Genomic DNA, 17,966 nt, shown 5'->3' on the forward strand with positions numbered 1-17,966 from the left:
CCCTCCGAGGGTTTCTTCATGACTGACACCACCTCCAACAAAATGTGGGGCGGCCGCTTTGCTGCCGGTCCCGACGCGATCATGGAGGCGATCAACGCCTCGATCGGCTTTGACAAGCGGATGGCCGCACAGGATATCGCCGGAAGCCGCGCCCATGCCGCGATGCTGGCCGCGACCGGTATCATTACTGATAGCGATGCCGAGGCGATACGGGAAGGCTTGCTCACGATCTTGTCAGAGATCGAAGGCGGGACCTTTGAATTCTCCACGGCGCTCGAAGACATCCACATGAACGTGGAGGCACGTCTGAAAGAAGTGATCGGAGAGCCTGCGGGCCGCTTGCACACAGGTCGGAGCAGGAACGATCAGGTCGCCACAGACTTCAAACTTTGGGTGCGCGACCAGCTTGATGCCTTTGAGGGGGGGCTTGTCGCCCTTATTCAGGCGCTTCTCGGACAGGCCGAAGCGGGTGCCGATTGGGTCATGCCCGGCTTTACCCACTTGCAAACAGCACAACCCGTCACATGGGGGCATCACATGATGGCCTATGTCGAAATGCTGGGGCGCGATTTGTCGCGTGTGCGCGATGCGCGGGCGCGGATGAACGAAAGCCCGCTTGGGGCCGCTGCTTTGGCGGGAACGTCCTTCCCGATTGATCGCGAGATGACAGCGCAGGCGCTTGGGTTTGACCGTCCTGCGGCCAACAGCCTGGACGCTGTGGCGGACCGTGATTTCGCGCTGGAGTTTCTTTCCTGTGCCAGCATCTGCGCGATGCATCTCAGCCGCTTTGCAGAGGAGTTGGTGATCTGGTCCTCTGCTCAATTCCGCTTTGTCACGCTGTCGGACCGGTTCTCGACGGGCTCGTCGATCATGCCGCAAAAGAAAAACCCTGACGCCGCAGAACTGATCCGCGCGAAGGTGGGGCGCATCTTTGGTGCGAACACGGCGTTGATGCTCGTGATGAAGGGGCTGCCGCTCACTTATTCAAAGGACATGCAGGAAGACAAGGAACAGGTCTTTGATGCGGCGGACAACCTGATGATCGCGCTGGCCGCGATGGAAGGCATGGTGCGCGACATGACCGGAAACCGTGCTGAGCTTGCTGCGGCGGCGGGCAGCGGGTTCTCGACCGCGACCGATCTGGCCGATTGGCTGGTGCGCGTGCTTGGGCTGCCGTTCCGCGACGCACATCACATCACCGGCACGCTGGTCGGGATGGCTGAAAAGCAGGGCTGCGATTTGCCGGATCTAACGCTGGCGCAGATGCAATCGGTTCACGCCGACATCAACGAAAGCGTTTTTGACGTCCTTGGAGTGGAAAATTCGGTGAACTCGCGTATGTCTTATGGAGGCACGGCACCCGCACAGGTCCGCGCACAGATTGAACGATGGAAAGGTTTGTTGGCATGAGAATTTTCATGGCTTGCATCACGGCACTTGGCATCGCTGCCTGCGGTGCCGACGGCGAGCCGGTGACGCCAACGCGTGACGCAACCATCACCCTGTCTGATGCCGGTGTTTCCGGCATGGCACGTGTCGGGGTGAACCAGGGTCCTGTGACAGTGACCATGGGCGTGGGCCTATGATGCGTGCGCTGATAACAGGGTGTGTTCTGACCTTGGCCGCCTGCGGCCCGCCGCATCCTGACAGCACACACAACCGTCACCCCGATACCCGCCAGCAGCCCAGCAATTACACCCCCGGTATTCACGTCTCAGGGGATGCGAGGGTCGGCGTCATCAGGAGTTTCTGACATGTCCGCTTTGCGCATGATCTACCTTGGCCTTGCCATCTGGGGTGCGATCCACCCGATGTATTATTTCATCAGCTGGTTTAATACGAACGGCTATGACATCTGGGCCATGGTCGATGCATGGCACGTCAACACCGCCGCAAGCGGTCTTGTCTGGGATCTGACCATTGCGGCAATCACTTTGACAGTCTGGATAATCGCCGAGGTAGCAGTGCGCCGGAACTGGATTGCACTCATCGCCATTCCAGCCACCTTTTGCATCGGTGTGAGTTGCGGACTGCCGCTGTATTTGTTTTTGCGCACCGCACCTGTCAAGTAAGCGCCGCGCCTGCTAGTTCGGGCGGAATTAAGTTTAAGGGCCTAGTGAAACATGGATCATTTCCTTTATCGTAACGGCGCGCTTTTTGCGGAAGACGTGGCCATATCCGAGATCGCGGCAGCCGTTGGCACGCCGTTCTATGTTTATTCAACCGCAACGCTGCTGCGCCATTTTCGCGCCTTTGATGATGCGCTGGAGGGGATGGATCACCTCGTTTGCTATGCGATGAAAGCCAATTCCAATCAGGCGGTGTTGCAGACTTTGGCGCAGGCAGGCGCAGGCATGGATGTGGTATCGGGTGGTGAATACCGCCGTGCGCGTGCAGCCGGCGTGCCGGGCGACCGGATCGTCTTTTCCGGCGTTGGAAAAACCCGTGATGAAATCCGCCTCGCGTTGGAAGGCGGCATCCGCCAGTTCAACGTAGAGAGTGAGCCGGAGATGGTCATTCTGGATGCAACCGCTCGGGAATTGGGCGTGGTGGCACCGATCACCGTGCGGGTTAATCCGGACGTGGACGCCAAAACACACGCCAAGATTGCCACCGGCAAATCGGAGAACAAGTTTGGCATCCCCATCGCCCGCGCGCGCGAAGTTTACGCGATGGCAGCCGCGATGCCGGGCTTGGACGTAATTGGCATCGACGTGCACATCGGATCACAACTGACCGACCTTGCCCCCTACGAGCTGGCCTATCAGAAGGTCGCCGAGCTGACCGAAGCTTTGCGTGCAGATGGTCACACCATCACACGCCTCGATTTGGGGGGCGGTTTGGGTATCCCTTACGAGCGCACGAACGAAGCGCCGCCTTTGCCGTCCGATTATGGTGCTTTGGTCAAGCGGACTCTGGGCCATCTGGGCTGCGAGGTCGAGATTGAACCCGGACGGCTGATTGCGGGCAACGCGGGCCTGATGGTGAGCGAGGTGATCTACGTCAAATCGGGTGAGGGGCGTGATTTCCTGATTATCGATGGCGCGATGAACGATCTGATCCGCCCCGCGATGTACGAAGCGCACCACGAGATTGTACCGGTGATTGAGCCTGCACCGGGTGTGGAGCCCGCGCCGATTGATATCGTCGGTCCGGTTTGCGAATCCGGCGATACCTTTGCCAAACAGCGCCTGATGCCCCCGCTCAGCGCCGGTGATCTGGTCGCCTTCCGTTCAGCCGGCGCATATGGCGCGGTTATGAGTAGCGAATACAACTCGCGGCCTCTAATTCCGGAGGTTTTGGTGAAAGATGATCAATTCGCGGTTATCCGCGCACGTCCAACCTTTGACGAAATGATAAATCGCGATACCATTCCTGAATGGTTGTAGGGCTATTGTGCTTTGTGGCCGTCAGGGAGCCTATGTGATGAGCACGTTTACCCCCAATGATCTGCGCAACAGCATGGCAAAGCTGCGGTGGCCGCTGCGCCTGACCTGGGCTGGCATGCTGGCCGAAAATCTGGTGCAGGCGCTTTGGCCTTTGATGACGGTGGTCCTTGTGGTGCTTGCCGCGCTGATGATGGGCGCACAGGATTCCGTCTCGGTCGAAGTAGTCTGGGGCGGTATGATCCTAGCGGCGATTTGTTTCGTGATGGCGCTGGTTTATGCCCTGCGCCGCTTTCGCATTCCCTCACGGACTGCCGCGCTGGAAAGGCTGGATGCCAGTCTTCCGGGGCGACCCATTCAGGCATTGTTGGATGATCCGGCGATTGGTGCCGAAGATGATGCATCCATGGCTGTCTGGCGCGCACATAAATCCCGCATGGCGGAACGCGCCGCTGCCGCAGGACCCGTCAAGGCGGACTTGCGGGTGTCAGACCGCGACCCATATGCACTGCGCTTTGTCGCGGTACTGGCCTTTGCAGTTGCACTGATCTTCGGCTCTGTCTGGCGTGTGGGTTCTGTCGCTGGCATGGGTCCGATCGCAGGCGGGTTGGCCGATGGCCCCGTCTGGGAAGGCTGGGCGGAGCCGCCGCGCTACACCGGACGCCCGACACTCTATCTAAACGACCTCGACGAAGGCCCGCTTGATCTGCCCAAAGGAACGCTGATCACACTGCGCTTTTACGGAGAAGTGGGAGCGCTGACGCTCGCCGAGACGGTGTCGGGCCGCACGGCTGATCTGCCAGCTGCTTCCGATGCGGCGCAGGATTTTGCAGTTGTGCAGGAGGGTACAATCGCCGTCGAAGGACCCGGTGGCCGCAAATGGGATGTGACCATGCGTCCCGACGCCCCGCCAATGGTCGACGTTCTGGGCGCGCCGGACGTTGCCGCCCTTGGCGAGATGCGTCTGCCGTTCTCGTCCAGTGATGACTACGGTGTCGAAGCAGGTGAGGCGCGCTTTGTGCTTGATCTGACTGCTGTCGACCGGCGCTATGGTTTGACAGTGGACCCTGATCCGCGTGACCAGATCGTTGTGCCGCTGCCCATGCCTATTGCCGGCAATCGGAACGCGTTCGAAGAGAACCTGATCGAAGATTTTTCCAAGCACCCTTGGGCGAACCTGCCGGTCAAGCTTAGCCTGTCTGTCCTTGACGCTGCCGAGCAGCAGGCGGAGACCGTTCCGCAGGATATGATCCTGCCGGGCCGGCGCTTTTTTAATCCTTCCGCCGCAGCGCTGATTGAAATGCGCCGTGATCTGTTGTGGTCCAAGTCGAATGCCCCCCGTGCCGCACAGGTTCTGCGCGCCGTATCCTACCGTCCGCAGGATGTGTTCAGCAGTGACACCACCGCCCTGCGCATCCGCCGCCTGATCGAGCGGTTGGAAATTCGTACGCGTTATGGATTGGACGATGAAGTTCAGGATGAACTGGCCGAAGACCTGTGGGGACTGGCGCTGGAACTCGAGGAAGGTGTCCTCGCAGATGCGCTGGAACGTCTGCGCCGTGCACAAGAACGGTTGCAGGAGGCGATGAAAAACGGTGCCTCTGACGAAGAAATTGCGGAACTGATGGACGAGCTTCGCCGCGCCACAGATGAATACATGCGCCAGTTACAGCGCCAGCAGGCACAAGAAGGGCAACAGGAGCAGCAGCAACAGCAACAAGGCGAAAGCATGCAAATGACGCAGGATGACCTGCAACGCATGATGGACCGCATTCAGGAGCTGATGGAAGAAGGCCGCATGGCCGAAGCCGCTGAAGCCTTGCAGCAACTGCAAGAGATGATGGAAAATATGCGCGTGACCGAAGGCCAGCAAGGGCAGGGCGGAAAGTCACCCGGCGAGGAAGCCATGGAAGGGCTGGCCGACACGCTTCGCGATCAGCAGGGCCTCAGCGATCAGGCATTCCGTGACCTGCAGGAACAGTTCAACCCGAACGCGCAGGCTGGTGAAAATCAGGGCAACGAAGGACGCAACGGTGGTCAGGGCCGTGGCGAAAGCCACGAGGGCCAAGGACAGGGTCAGGGCCAGGAGCAAGGTGAGGGCGAAGGTCAGGGCCAGCAACAAGGCCAGAACGGACAGACACCCGAAGGCGGTGAACAGGGCGAGGGGTTCGGCAAAGGTGAAGAAGGGCTGGCCCAACGTCAGCAGGCGCTGCGCGACGAACTGCGCCGTCAGCAGCAACGTCTGCCCGGTCAGGGCACGCCGGGCGGTGATGCGGCGCGCGATGCGCTGGACCGTGCTGGCCGTGCCATGGATCAGGCCGAGGATTCTCTGCGCGACGGCGATCTTGCCGAAGCCATCGACAATCAGGCACAAGCGATGGAAGCCTTGCGCGAAGGCATGCGGTCACTAGGAGAAGCCATGGCGCAGGAGCAGCAGAACCAGCAGCCCGGTCAGGGCACAGCCGAATCAGACCGCCGCGCTGACAACCGTGACCCGCTGGGGCGCGAACAGGGCAACAACGGACCGAGTAGTTCTGACGGACCACTTTCAATGGGGCCGGGTGGTGCGGGACGTGCACGCGATCTTTTGGATGAAATCCGCAGACGTTCGGGAGAGACCGAGCGCCCTGAAGAAGAACGTGATTACCTTAACCGTTTACTTGACCGGTTCTAAAAAACTGGTTCAGCCTTCGGACTGTGTCGCCTTGCTATCAAGCCAGCCAAGCAGCGACCGGACCTGGCTGTCCAGCCCGGTCCGCATCGCATCAATAGCGGAAACGTAGGACGTCATGATACCTTCCAGCGCAGGCACCGCCTGCGCGATCTGGTCGGCGTAAATATAAAGCAGCAAAAGAACCAGCGCGATCAGCACAACGGTTAGAAACCCGCGCTTGAAAGAACCTTTCTTCTTTGTGCCTCCGCCCGCACCCAATTCCTCGCGTGCATCGGCATCCATGTTGTTGGACACCGTGTCATTGCGCAGGGTTGAGTTGATCTCTTCGATGTCGGGCAACAACTCGCGCCGAGATGATATCGCAGCGGCGGCCGCAGCAGCTTCTGCGCTTTTCGGCTCGGGCTCGCCACGCATCCGCGCCATACGTTTCTTGGCTTCATGCGCGCGGGTGTCCGGATCATCCTGCGGCACAATCGGTGTTGCGGGTGGTTGCTCGGCTGCATCCAGTCCCAGTTCCGGTTGGCTTTCCAGCGGTTCGGACTGACGTTTACGCCGCGCTTCGAACTCTGCTTCGGCCTCCTGACGCAGGATGTCCGCAACCGCCGGGTCAAGCTCTTTGCGAACGGGTTCGGTACTGGGCAAAACAGGCGGCGGAGGCGGCGAGACTTCCTCATCAGGTGCAGGTGCGTCAACGCTTAGCGTTTCTTCGATGTCTTGAGCTTCTTCGGGTTCGTTATCTGGATGGTATTGAAACCACGTCTGACCACAATTTGAACACTGCACATCACGTCCGGCGGTTGGCACCACCTCATCAGGCACTTCATATTGTGCATCACAATTTGGACAGGTCAGCCTCATCTTGTATACCGTAACTCATTCACAACAATATTTGCACATTAAGAACAGCATATGGTCAACAATACCCTAGGAAAAGCGCTAACTGTCGCCAATCATCAGAAGTGCCGCATTGAATCCCCTGCGGTGCTCAGGCACAACAGATGCGGTGATATAGGGTGAATACGTGATCGACCTTGAAAATGTGGCGTATAGCTATGGCGGCGGCGAACTGCTGTCCGACATTTCGCTCAAACTTGCACCCGGTTCCTTTCATTTTCTTACCGGCCCTTCGGGCGCCGGTAAAACGACTTTGATGAAATTATGCTACGGTGCGCTTTTGCCGACCGCTGGCCACGTGCGCCTGTTCGGCGCGGATGTGCGCGGGCTGGAGCGTGATGATATTGCTGTCATCCGGCGCCGTGTCGGTGTCGTGCATCAGGACGTGCAATTTCTTGACCATCTGAACGTGACCGACAACATCGCGCTGCCTCTTACGGTTTCGGGTCGTCACGCCGAAGCAGCAGGGGGAGATCTGGGTGAGTTGATGTCGTGGGTCGGGCTGACCAATCGTGCCGATGCCTTGCCGCCCGAACTGTCGGGTGGTGAACGGCAACGGGCTGCATTGGCCCGCGCTGTAATCATGTCACCTGACGTTGTTCTTGCAGACGAGCCTACGGGCAACATCGACTGGGAAATGTCGCAACGCCTGCTGCGGTTGCTGATCGAACTGAATAAAATGGGCAAAACGGTGCTGATCGCCACTCATGACCTTAGTCTGATCCGCGCCACCAAAGCGCATGTGCAGGCCCGTGTGCTCCGCATCGCCAATCGTCGCATTCAACTTGCCGGAGCGGATTTGTGAAGCTGACCCTCGCCAGCATACGTGCCCTACTTGCGGGTGATCGCAATGCCGATCGTGTGGTGCCGCCCTCCGGTTTCACCGCGCAACTAACGCTCTTTGCATCGGGTGCCATGGCTTTTCTGGCGGTCTTCGCGCTGGCGCTTTCACTGGCTGCAGGCCGGCTTGCTGATCGGTGGGGCGAAGAGCTGGCCCGCTCTGCGACGATCCGTATTGTTGCACCGCTTGATCAACGCGCCGCGCAAACAGATGCGGCCTTGCGTATCTTGCAAACCACACGCGGCGTCGCGCAGGCGCGTGCGCTCAGTGATGAGGAACAACAGGCATTGCTTGCGCCTTGGTTCGGAAATGATCTGGCGCTTGATACCCTGCCGGTACCACGCCTGATTGAAGTGATCGAAGATGACGCGGGCATCGATGCTGCGGGTCTGCGTTTGCGGCTGGCGGCAGAGGTACCTGGTGCCGTGCTCGATGACCATGGACGCTGGCGCGCACCATTGGTCGAAGCCGCGCAACGCCTGCGGCTTTTCGGATGGGTTTCCATCGTGCTGATCGCCGCTGCCGTGGCCGCCATGATTACCCTTGCCGCCCACGCGGCCCTTGCGGCCAATGCGCAGGTCATTCGCGTGCTGCGCTTGGTCGGTGCAACGGATGACTATATCGCACTGGCCTTTATCCGCCGCTTCACACTGCGGGCTTTGTCAGGTGCTGCAGTTGGAACAGTGATCGCGATGATTGCGGTGTTGTTCCTGCCCTCTGCCTCAGAAGTGGGCGGATTCCTGACAGGTCTCGGATTTCGCGGGGCGCACTGGATTTTGCCCTTGCTTATTCCGCCGCTCGCAGGGGCAGTGGCATTTGCCGCGACGCGCAGCGCAGCCCGCCGCACTTTGGGAGAGCTTTCATAATGCTACAGTGGGTCCGCTCCATCATCTATATCGTGCAGGCAACCATTGCGATGCCGGTGATCGGCCTTGTCTTTGCACCCTGGGCGATGTTTTCAAAGACCGGCGCCTATACGGCCTGCAAAACCTATGCCGCATGGTGTATGTGGAGCGCGCGATGGCTGATCGGCCTTCGCTGTGAAGTTCGTGGTGACGTGCCTCAGGGCGAGGTGTTGATCGGGGCAAAGCACCAGTCGTTCCTGGATATCATGATGATCTTTCATGCGCTGCCCCGCGCCAAGTTTATCATGAAACGCGAGATTCTCTGGACGCCTGTGATCGGGCAATACACCAAGCGTATGCAAATGATCGCGGTGGACCGTGGCAAACGCGGCAAGGCGATCTCCAAGATGATGGAAGACGTGAACGCAGGGCGGATCGAGCCGGGCCAGATCGTGATCTACCCGCAAGGCACGCGCGTCGCACCGGGCGCTCATATTCCTTACAAGGTGGGAACGGCTGTGCTTTATGGACAGCTCAAGCAGTCTTGTATTCCTGTCGCCACGAACGCCGGATACTTCTGGCCACGCAGGGGACTTTACCGCCGGTCCGGTCTAGCGGTGGTGGAGTTTTTGCCCCCGATTGAGCCGGGGCTGGAAAAGGCGGCGTTCATGGCCGAACTTGAAAGCCGGGTTGAAACCGCATCCAACAGATTGCTGGCCGAAGCCGGATGGCAGGCTGATGCATAAAATCGGCGCGATTGAAGAACTGGAAGCGCTTTACGGTCAGCCCGGTGCACCCGCATTGCGCAAGGTCGCGACACAGATGACACCGCTGTATCGCAAATGGATTATGTCGTCGAAGTTCTGTGTGCTCAGCACAGTTGGCGCGCGCGGCACCGATGGCAGTCCACGCGGGGATGATGGGCCGGTGGTCGAAGAGCTGGACGTGCACCGGCTGGCGATGCCGGACTGGCGCGGGAACAACCGGCTCGATTCACTGCGCAATATTGTCGAGGACGGGCGTGTGTCGTGCATGTTCATGGTGCCGGGATCGAACAACGTGGTGCGGGTGAACGGTCAGGCGTTTCTGACGGATGATGCGGTGCTGCGAGCGCGGTTTGATAAGAACGGGCGGCAACCGGCAACAGTGATCGTCATACAGATTGCCGAGATCTATACGCAGTGCGCACGGGCGTTGATGCGATCGGCGACGTGGTCCGGCGTCGATGAAAGCGGCGATCTGCCCAGTGTCGGTGAGATTTTGGCCGAGATGACCAGCGGCGAGGAGGGCGGAGCACCCTACGACGCGGCATGGGGCGCGCGCGCCGCAGACACCATGTGGTAAGCAACCGGATGTTTCGCACGCGAAAAATTTAATGTTAACAGTTACTTAACTATTTTTAAGGATGGGTGAAGCCAAAGATCATCCGGGAGGCGGTGTAAGGTGGGCATGATGCCCACCTCAATATTCACGCGTGGATAGGGCCGTCACCACAGGCCAATGCCGCTTCGCGTACGGCTTCTGAATAGGTCGGGTGCGCGTGGCACGTCATGGCAAGGTCTTGCGCTGAGGCACCGAATTCCATTGCGACGCAGACCTCGTGAATAAGATCGCCCGCCGCAGGGCCGATGATGTGGGCACCCAGAATGCGGTCGGTTTCTTTATCCGCGAGGATTTTCACAAAACCGTCGCCGGCGAAATTCGCCTTGGCGCGTGCGTTGCCCATAAAGCTGAACTTGCCGACTTTATATGCACGGCCTGCCTCTTTCAGGCTGGCTTCGGTCTCGCCCACGTTGGCCACCTCGGGGTGGGTGTAAATCACGCCGGGGATGATGCCGTAGTTCACGTGCCCGTGCTTGCCTGCGATGACCTCGGCCACGGCCATGCCCTCGTCTTCGGCTTTGTGCGCCAGCATGGGGCCTTCTGTTACATCGCCAATGGCGTAGATACCTTTGACATCGGTCTGCCATTCTTTGGTGATGGCAATCTGGCCGCGCTTGGTCATGCGGATGCCGAGCGCTTCGAGGTCCAGCCCGTCGTGGTAAGGTTTGCGGCCCGTAGCGACCAGTACAACATCTGCGTCCAGCACATGCTCGCTGTCGTCCTTGCGCAGCTTGTAGTGCACTTTGGCTTTGGTCTTGGTGGCTTCGGTCTTTTGCACCGCGGCCCCCATGATGAACTCAAGCCCCTGCTTTTTAAGTGTGCGTTGGAACACCTTCTGCACTTCGGGATCCATGCCCGGAGTGATCGCGTCAAGAAATTCAACGACAGTCACCTCAGAGCCCAGACGGGAATATACACTGCCCAGTTCAAGGCCGATGACACCCGCACCAATCACCACCATTTTCTTAGGCACCTTGCCCAAAGTCAGCGCACCGGTGGACGTGACAACGACGTTCTCGTCCACTTCAACACCGGGGAGAGAGGACGGCTCAGAGCCTGTGGCGATGATGATGTTCTTCGCCTCATGCACCTCGTCACCGACTTTGACCTTACCGGCCTCGGGAATGCTGCCCCACCCCTTGAGCCAGTCGATTTTGTTCTTTTTGAACAGGAATTCGATGCCCTTGGTGTTGGTGTCGACCGTGCCCTGCTTGTAGCTTTGCATCTGCTTCCAATCGACGGAGGGGCTTTTGCCCTTCAGCCCCATCTCGGCAAAGTTGTGCTCTGCTTCGTGCAGCATGTGAGAAGCATGGAGCAGCGCCTTGGAGGGAATGCAGCCCACGTTCAGACAGGTGCCGCCCAAAGTCTCACGGCCCTCGACGCAGGCTACTTTGAGGCCAAGCTGGGCGCAACGGATGGCCGCGACATAGCCGCCGGGACCGGAGCCAATGATGATGACGTCATAGCTGGACATGGGATGTCTCCTTGGTAATTAGGTGCGCCTTCAGGGTAGGGGCGTCAGATGAGGGCTGCAAGCAGCATGAAAACGGTCGCGAGAAGCCCCGCAAACCAGATGTAGGATCGCAACGGGCTCCAGCCAAACGCATACGCGGGAATGTAGGCCAGACGTGCCACCAGATAGACCATGGCGCAGGCGGCGGTGAAACCGGTGTTCTGAGCGGATGATTGGATCACCAGAACGGCAATTGTGAACAGGATCAGGGCCTGAAAGTGATTGTCAAACGCACGGCCCAGTCGAGCGGTACGCTCCGACATCTCTCGGGTCGGTTCGCGGTCGCGGGGCGACATGGTGTAGCCGGGTGTCAGTTCAATGTTGGCAGGGATCGCATAAAGCGCGAATTGCCCGAACTGGAGTAAGGCCGCGAGGGTGAGGACGATAAGTTCGGGTGTCATTTGATGTCCTTGTTGTATGGACAGGGGCGACGCATCAAGAATGCGACACCGGTGGGGACACCCCCGCCCTACAGAAGTCCCGTAGGGCGGGGGTATCCCTGCCTATATCATCACAGATCCATCAACAGACGGCGTGGGTCTTCGAGCATTTCCTTAACCCGCACAAGGAAGGTCACCGCCCCTTTGCCGTCGATGATACGGTGATCATACGAAAGCGAGATGTACATCATCGGACGGATCACGACTTCGCCACCGATTGCCATGGGACGGTCCTGAATTTTGGCCATGCCAAGGATACCGGACTGTGGCGGGTTCAGGATAGGTGCGGTCATCAGTGAGCCATAGACGCCACCGTTGGAGATGGTGAAGGTGCCGCCGGTCATGTCGGCCATGGAAAGCTTACCATCGCGGGCTTTCTTGCCCATGGTGTTGATGCCTTTTTCGATCTCGGCGAAGGACATCGTATCAACATCACGGATGACAGGCACCACAAGGCCAGTAGGCGTACCGGCGGCAACGCCCATGTGCACGTAATTCTTGTAGATCACATCGGTGCCGTCGATCTCGGCGTTGACCTCTGGAATTTCCTTGAGCGCGTGGCAGCAGGCCTTGGTGAAGAACGACATGAAGCCCATACGGACGCCGTGTTTTTTCTCGAAATCGGCTTTGTAGAGGTTCCGGATTGCCATCACTTCGGTCATGTCGACCTCGTTGAAGGTGGTCAGGATCGCGGCGGTGTTCTGTGCTTCTTTCAAACGGCGCGCCATGGTCTGCTTGAGACGGGTCATTTTGACACGCTCTTCGCGGCTTGCATCGTCAGGCGCGGATGGCGCACGCGGTGCGGCGGCTTTGGCAGGCGCGGCGGTCGAGGAAGTCCCGGCAGCAATCGCCTTGGCCACGTCTTCTTTCATCACACGACCATCGCGGCCAGTGCCGGTGACTGCATCGCGGTTGATGCCTGCTTCGGCCATCGCTTTCTTGGCGGAGGGGGCGTCTTCGACGTCTTTACCACCAGTTGATTGTGCCGCAGCTGGGGCCGGCGCGGTTTCCTGTGCGGGTGCTGCAGCGGCTGCACCAGCGCCTGAGGAGATGACGGCGAGCTTGCCATTGGCCTCAACCGTGCTGCCTTCGTCCGCGAGGATTTCGGTCAGGGTGCCAGCCGCAGGTGCAGGAACTTCGACGGATACCTTATCGGTTTCCAGCTCACAGAGCATTTCGTCCTGCGCCACGGTGTCACCGACCTTTTTGAACCATGTCGCCACGGTGGCTTCGGTCACGCTTTCGCCCAGAGTGGGGACCATCACATCGACGGCACTGCCGCCTTCGTCGCGCGGTGCCTGACTGGAGGCCCCTTCGTCGCGCGAGGCTTCTTTGGCTTTGGGGGCTGCATCGGAACCGGAATCCCCTTCGGAGATATTGGCCAACAGGGCGTCGACACCAACGGTTTCACCTTCCGCTGCGACGATCTCAGACAGGGTGCCAGCGACGGGGCTTGGCACCTCGACGGTCACTTTGTCTGTCTCAAGCTCGCAGAGCATTTCGTCCACCGCGACGGTATCGCCGGGCTTTTTGAACCATGTCGCCACGGTGGCTTCGGTCACGGATTCACCCAGCGTGGGTACGCGTACTTCGGTCATGTCTTTGATCCTTCAAGTGTCAGCGCCTCGTCCACGAGGGCGGCTTGTTGTGCTTTGTGCTGGCTGGCAAGGCCCGTCGCAGGAGAGGCCGCAGCGGCGCGACCTGCATAGAGCGGCCGCGAGTTCTTGGCTTTGATACGGGTCAGCACCCATTCGATATTCGGTTCGATAAATGACCAGGCACCCTGGTTCTTTGGCTCTTCCTGACACCAGACCATATCGGCGTTCTTGAAGCGCTCCAGCTCCTTGACCGCGGATTGTGCGGGGAAGGGGTAGAACTGTTCGAACCGCAACAGATAGATATCGTCGATGCCACGGCTGTCACGTTCTTCCAGCAGATCGTAGTAGACCTTGCCGGAGCACATGACGACGCGCTTGATCTTGTCATCGGCCACGAGCTTGGTGTCGGAATTGCCCTGCTGGGCATCATCCCACAAGACGCGGTGGAAAGATGAACCTGTGGTGAATTCATCGGCAGAACTGACAGCCAGCTTGTGGCGCAGCAGCGACTTGGGCGTCATCAGCATCAGTGGCTTGCGGTAGCTGCGGTGCAGCTGACGGCGCAGCAGGTGGAAGTAGTTCGCAGGCGTGGTGCAGTTGGCCACGATCCAGTTGTCGCCGCCACACATGGTCAGGAAACGCTCAAGCCGTGCGGAAGAGTGCTCCGGTCCCTGTCCCTCGTAGCCGTGCGGCATCAGACAGACCAGACCGGACATGCGCAGCCATTTGCTTTCGCCGGAGCTGATGAACTGATCGAACATGATCTGCGCACCGTTGGCGAAATCGCCGAACTGCGCTTCCCAAAGCGTCAGCGCATTGGGTTCAGCCAGAGAGTAGCCGTATTCAAACCCGAGCACCGCATATTCGGACAGCATGGAGTCGATCACTTCATACTCTGCCTGACCTTCGCGGATGTGGTTCAGCGGATAGTAGCGCTCTTCGGTTTCCTGATTGATTAGACCCGAATGGCGCTGCGAGAACGTGCCGCGTGTGGAATCCTGACCTGACAGACGGACTTTGTAGCCCTCGGTCAGCAGGGAGCCAAAGGCCAGTGCTTCTGCCGTGGCCCAGTCAAATCCCTGACCGTCTTCGAACATCTTGGCCTTGGCTTCCAGAAGGCGGCCCACAGTCTTGTGAAGCGGGAAGCCATCGGGTGCCGTGCTGATTGCTTTGCCGACTTCGGCCATTGTCTCTGGCTTGATGGCAGTTTTTCCGCGCTGGTATTTCTTGCCGCGCTTGTCCAGATGGGACCATTTGCCATCCAGCCAGTCCGCTTTGTTGGGGCGGTACTCTTTGCCGGCTTCGAACTCTTCGTTCATCAGCTTCTGGAAGTCGGCCTTCATGTCCTCGATCTCGCCCTCGGGGACCAGACCGTCCTTGACCAGACGTTCGGAATAAAGGCTGAGCGTGGTCTTGTGGCCTTTGATCTTTTTGTACATCACCGGATTGGTGAACATCGGCTCATCGCCTTCGTTGTGACCAAAGCGGCGGTAGCAGATCAGATCGATCACGACATCCTTGTGGAACTTCTGGCGGAATTCAGTCGCGACGCGGGCGGCGTGTACAACCGCTTCGGGGTCATCACCATTCACGTGAAAAATCGGGGCCTCTACCACCAGCGCGTTGTCAGTCGGGTAGGGTGAGGACCGCGAGAAGTGGGGTGCCGTGGTAAAGCCGATCTGGTTGTTCACCACGATGTGCATGGTGCCACCGGTTTTGTGACCTTTGAGGCCGGAAAGCGCGAAACATTCTGCCACAACACCCTGACCAGCGAAGGCTGCATCGCCGTGCAACAGCAAAGGCATCACAGCGGTGCGGTCTTTGTCACCCAACTGGTCCTGCTTTGCGCGGGCCTTGCCGATGACCACAGGGTTCACCGCTTCGAGGTGGCTGGGGTTGGCGGTCAATGACAGGTGAACAGTATTGTCGTCGAATTCGCGGTCAGATGACGCACCGAGGTGGTATTTCACATCACCCGATCCATCGACGTCTTCGGGTTTGAAGCTGCCGCCCTGAAATTCGTTGAAGATCGCGCGGTAGGGTTTTTGCATGACGTTGGCCAGAACCGACAGGCGGCCCCGGTGTGGCATGCCGATGACGATCTCTTTGACGCCCAACTGGCCGCCACGCTTGATTACCTGCTCCATTGCGGGAACAAGGCTTTCGCCGCCGTCCAGACCAAAACGCTTGGTCCCCATGTATTTCACATGCAGGAATTTCTCGAAACCTTCAGCCTCGACCAGCTTGCTGAGAATGGCCTTGCGACCATTCTTGGTGAAACTGATTTCCTTGTCGTAGCCTTCGATACGCTCTTTCAGCCAGCCTGCTTCTTCGGGGTTGGAGATGTGCATGTATTGCAGTGCGAAGGTGCCGCAATAGGTGCGTTTCACGATGTCGAGGATCTGTTTGAGGGTCGCGACCTCAAGCCCGAGTACGTTGTCGATAAAGATCGGACGATCCATGTCGTCATCGGTAAAACCGTATGCCTTGGGGTCGAGTTCGGGGTGCTCTTCGGCCTCGCGCATGCCCAGTGGATCAAGGTCTGCGTCCAGATGGCCACGAATACGGTAGGCGCGGATCAGCATCAGGGCGCGGATACTGTCCAGCACCGCCTGCTTGATCTGGTCATCGCTGACGGCCACGCCTTTTTCATCAGCCTTTGCTTTAATCTTGTCGCCGGCGGCTTTTGCCTCGACTGGATCAGGCCAGACCCCGGTCAGCGCGCCCATTGTCTCACCCGCAGGGGCCGGTGGCCAATCAGGTCGCGCCCATGACGGGCCTGCCGCTTCCGCTTCGACCGCTTTGCGTTCATCGCCCATCGCTTTGAAGAACACATGCCACGCCTCGTCGACGGAGGACGGGTCAGCCGCATATCGTGCGTAAAGTTGTTCGAGGTATTCCGCGTTGTCTCCCTCCATAAAGGAGGAAGCGTGGAAATGGTCGTTGGCAGGTTGTTCGGTCATGGCGTCACCTTATGGCTGAGCAGATCGGGTCAGGATTGCGGGACGGGCGGTGGCCCGTATGCATTGGTTTCGGGCTGGCTGGGGCGCGTCAGCCACCACAGATAGAGGATGAAGACAACAAGGCTGACGATGCCAAGTACGGCTGAAACGGCGACAGAACCCATATTCGGCATTTCGCCTGCCATCATAGCCTGTTCGGATGGCATGGTAGGGGCCAGAACGGTGTTCACGAGGCTGAGCCCGAATGGAATGGCGATGTACCAGCCGGGGCGGCCGGTGTCTTGCAGGCGCCGCCAGCCAACGGCGAGGCCGGGACACAGGAGCGCGAGCGCGTAAATCATATAGAGCGGAAGCCAGATCAGGGATGTAATCAGGCCGCCGATGACGAAGGCTAGAAAGAACCACCAATATTCAGACCGCGAGGCGCGGCCCTGAAAAGTTGCGTACTTCTGTGTCAGACAGGTTCTGACGGCGGTCATAAAATCCATTGTCATTCATCTAGTCCCTTCGTTTCTAATATAAAGTTTCAGTTCCTAATTCTTTGTCCGGCTGGAGCTACTGATTGATGCAGCAGTGTAATCGGGTGCCGCGCTGCGGCTGCTAAATATAATCATGGCGTATCATTACCCCTTGGCAGGGCGAAGTAATTGAAGGCGAGAAACGGATACCTGCGGTAGCTCGCAAACATCGCCGCATCTATCGCGGGACGGTCATAAAAAAGATCAAAGGCGGCGTAGACGTCATAATTCATCTGGTTTGTAAGCCAGTCGAAAAGCGCGTCAGTCGTTGCAGTCTGAAGATCGTCATCGGCAACTGCACCCGCCTCGAACTGGATAACGGGGCGGCACCGTTCAAGCAGCTTTTTCGCACCGCGCAGAGCGGGAAATTCGAACCCTTCCACGTCGATCTTGATAAAATCAACACGGGCGTCACCCATCAGATCGTCGAGCCGCGCGGCAGTGACCTTACGCTCTACCACGCGTCCGCGGGAGGAGCGGTTGGCAAGTGATGAAAACCCTGAATCGTCAAGGTTCTCAAAGAAAGACACTTCGCCCGGTGTGTCGCTGACCGCGACTTCGTGCACCCGGTCGGCACCGAAACGCGCCCGCAGCATCGCGGCCTTGTCAGCGCTTGCTTCAACCATGGCATGGTGCCCCTGAGGAGCAAGTTCGCACAGGCGATAGAACACTGATCCCAGATGTGCACCTACATCCAGACAGTTCCAGTCACGACCGATGCGGCGTTTCATAACCGCGTCGATCATTGCATCCTCACACCGCAACAAACCCAGTTCGGGATGGCGCACACCGCGCGCGCGGCGCACGACATCGCGCAAACGCCCCGCCACCCCGGAAAAGGGTGACGTGGCGACGCGGTGCTTAAGCCGCAAACTGGTCGAAAGCGTTGTCATCTGACCCACCGTTGCGGG

Annotated in this window: 16 protein-coding genes; 9 read left to right on the plus strand and 7 right to left on the minus strand. The window is 58.9% G+C overall.

Annotated elements, in window-relative coordinates; genetic code table 11:
* The first annotated feature begins 18 nt into the window (after nucleotides 1–18).
* From argH to Z946_RS0112420, 5 genes are all read left to right on the plus strand, one after another.
* A complete protein-coding gene (gene argH / locus Z946_RS0112400; protein ID WP_025056053.1) occupies nucleotides 19–1,410 on the plus strand; it encodes an argininosuccinate lyase in 1,392 nt (463 codons plus the stop codon).
* Nucleotides 1,407–1,586, plus strand: coding sequence for a hypothetical protein (locus Z946_RS0112405; RefSeq protein ID WP_025056054.1), 180 nt, complete (start codon nucleotides 1,407–1,409; stop codon nucleotides 1,584–1,586). Before argH ends, Z946_RS0112405 begins: the two co-directional genes overlap by 4 nt.
* 168 nt (nucleotides 1,587–1,754) lie before the next feature.
* Entirely contained in the window at nucleotides 1,755–2,072 is a 318-nt protein-coding gene (locus Z946_RS0112410) for a DUF2834 domain-containing protein (protein ID WP_025056055.1), read from the plus strand.
* A gap of 51 nt (nucleotides 2,073–2,123) precedes the next feature.
* Nucleotides 2,124–3,389: a diaminopimelate decarboxylase gene (gene lysA / locus Z946_RS0112415; RefSeq protein WP_025056056.1), complete on the plus strand. Its 1,266-nt coding sequence runs from the start codon at nucleotides 2,124–2,126 to the stop codon at nucleotides 3,387–3,389.
* Between the two features lie 37 nt (nucleotides 3,390–3,426).
* The gene (locus Z946_RS0112420; RefSeq protein WP_025056057.1) at nucleotides 3,427–6,060 is read left to right on the plus strand and encodes a TIGR02302 family protein; all 2,634 of its coding nucleotides are present in this window, start codon (nucleotides 3,427–3,429) and stop codon (nucleotides 6,058–6,060) included.
* A 9-nt stretch (nucleotides 6,061–6,069) separates the two neighbouring features.
* Here Z946_RS0112420 and Z946_RS0112425 read toward each other — a convergent pair whose 3' ends face one another.
* Nucleotides 6,070–6,918, minus strand: a complete 849-nt coding sequence (locus Z946_RS0112425) for a zinc-ribbon domain-containing protein (protein WP_025056058.1) — start codon at nucleotides 6,916–6,918, stop codon at nucleotides 6,070–6,072.
* Nucleotides 6,919–7,081: 163 nt separating this feature from the next.
* Between Z946_RS0112425 and Z946_RS0112430 the strand changes: the two genes are divergently transcribed.
* Genes Z946_RS0112430 through Z946_RS0112445 form a run of 4 tightly spaced genes read left to right on the plus strand, consistent with a single transcriptional unit; the run spans nucleotide 7,082 to nucleotide 9,984 of the window.
* Complete coding sequence (locus Z946_RS0112430; RefSeq protein ID WP_025056059.1) at nucleotides 7,082–7,759, plus strand: cell division ATP-binding protein FtsE; 678 nt, start codon at nucleotides 7,082–7,084, stop codon at nucleotides 7,757–7,759.
* Complete coding sequence (locus Z946_RS0112435; protein ID WP_025056060.1) at nucleotides 7,756–8,661, plus strand: cell division protein FtsX; 906 nt, start codon at nucleotides 7,756–7,758, stop codon at nucleotides 8,659–8,661. The genes Z946_RS0112430 and Z946_RS0112435 overlap by 4 nt, the downstream gene beginning before the upstream one ends.
* Nucleotides 8,661–9,386, plus strand: coding sequence for a lysophospholipid acyltransferase family protein (locus Z946_RS0112440; protein WP_025056061.1), 726 nt, complete (start codon nucleotides 8,661–8,663; stop codon nucleotides 9,384–9,386). The genes Z946_RS0112435 and Z946_RS0112440 overlap by 1 nt, the downstream gene beginning before the upstream one ends.
* Complete coding sequence (locus Z946_RS0112445) at nucleotides 9,379–9,984, plus strand: pyridoxamine 5'-phosphate oxidase family protein (protein WP_025056062.1); 606 nt, start codon at nucleotides 9,379–9,381, stop codon at nucleotides 9,982–9,984. Before Z946_RS0112440 ends, Z946_RS0112445 begins: the two co-directional genes overlap by 8 nt.
* A 124-nt stretch (nucleotides 9,985–10,108) precedes the next feature.
* Here the strand turns inward: Z946_RS0112445 and lpdA are convergent, their stop codons facing one another.
* The 6 genes from lpdA to Z946_RS0112475 all read right to left on the minus strand — a co-directional run bounded on the left by lpdA (nucleotide 10,109) and on the right by Z946_RS0112475 (nucleotide 17,948).
* The gene (gene lpdA / locus Z946_RS0112450; protein ID WP_025056063.1) at nucleotides 10,109–11,497 is read right to left on the minus strand and encodes a dihydrolipoyl dehydrogenase; all 1,389 of its coding nucleotides are present in this window, start codon (nucleotides 11,495–11,497) and stop codon (nucleotides 10,109–10,111) included.
* 44 nt (nucleotides 11,498–11,541) lie between these two features.
* Nucleotides 11,542–11,937 (minus strand): MAPEG family protein, encoded by a 396-nt coding sequence (locus Z946_RS0112455; RefSeq protein ID WP_025056064.1) that lies wholly within the window; start codon nucleotides 11,935–11,937, stop codon nucleotides 11,542–11,544.
* A gap of 110 nt (nucleotides 11,938–12,047) precedes the next feature.
* The gene (gene odhB / locus Z946_RS0112460) at nucleotides 12,048–13,574 is read right to left on the minus strand and encodes a 2-oxoglutarate dehydrogenase complex dihydrolipoyllysine-residue succinyltransferase (RefSeq protein ID WP_025056065.1); all 1,527 of its coding nucleotides are present in this window, start codon (nucleotides 13,572–13,574) and stop codon (nucleotides 12,048–12,050) included.
* On the minus strand, nucleotides 13,571–16,537 hold the full coding sequence (locus tag Z946_RS0112465; RefSeq protein WP_025056066.1) for a 2-oxoglutarate dehydrogenase E1 component: 2,967 nt from the start codon (nucleotides 16,535–16,537) through the stop codon (nucleotides 13,571–13,573). Before Z946_RS0112465 ends, odhB begins: the two co-directional genes overlap by 4 nt.
* A 29-nt stretch (nucleotides 16,538–16,566) precedes the next feature.
* A complete protein-coding gene (locus tag Z946_RS0112470) occupies nucleotides 16,567–17,031 on the minus strand; it encodes a DUF805 domain-containing protein (RefSeq protein ID WP_052836098.1) in 465 nt (154 codons plus the stop codon).
* A 116-nt stretch (nucleotides 17,032–17,147) separates the two neighbouring features.
* On the minus strand, nucleotides 17,148–17,948 hold the full coding sequence (locus Z946_RS0112475) for an FkbM family methyltransferase (protein ID WP_025056068.1): 801 nt from the start codon (nucleotides 17,946–17,948) through the stop codon (nucleotides 17,148–17,150).
* Nucleotides 17,949–17,966: the final 18 nt, after the last annotated feature.

Source organism: Sulfitobacter noctilucicola, from assembly GCF_000622385.1.
GTDB classification, from domain to species: Bacteria; Pseudomonadota; Alphaproteobacteria; order Rhodobacterales; family Rhodobacteraceae; genus Sulfitobacter; species Sulfitobacter noctilucicola.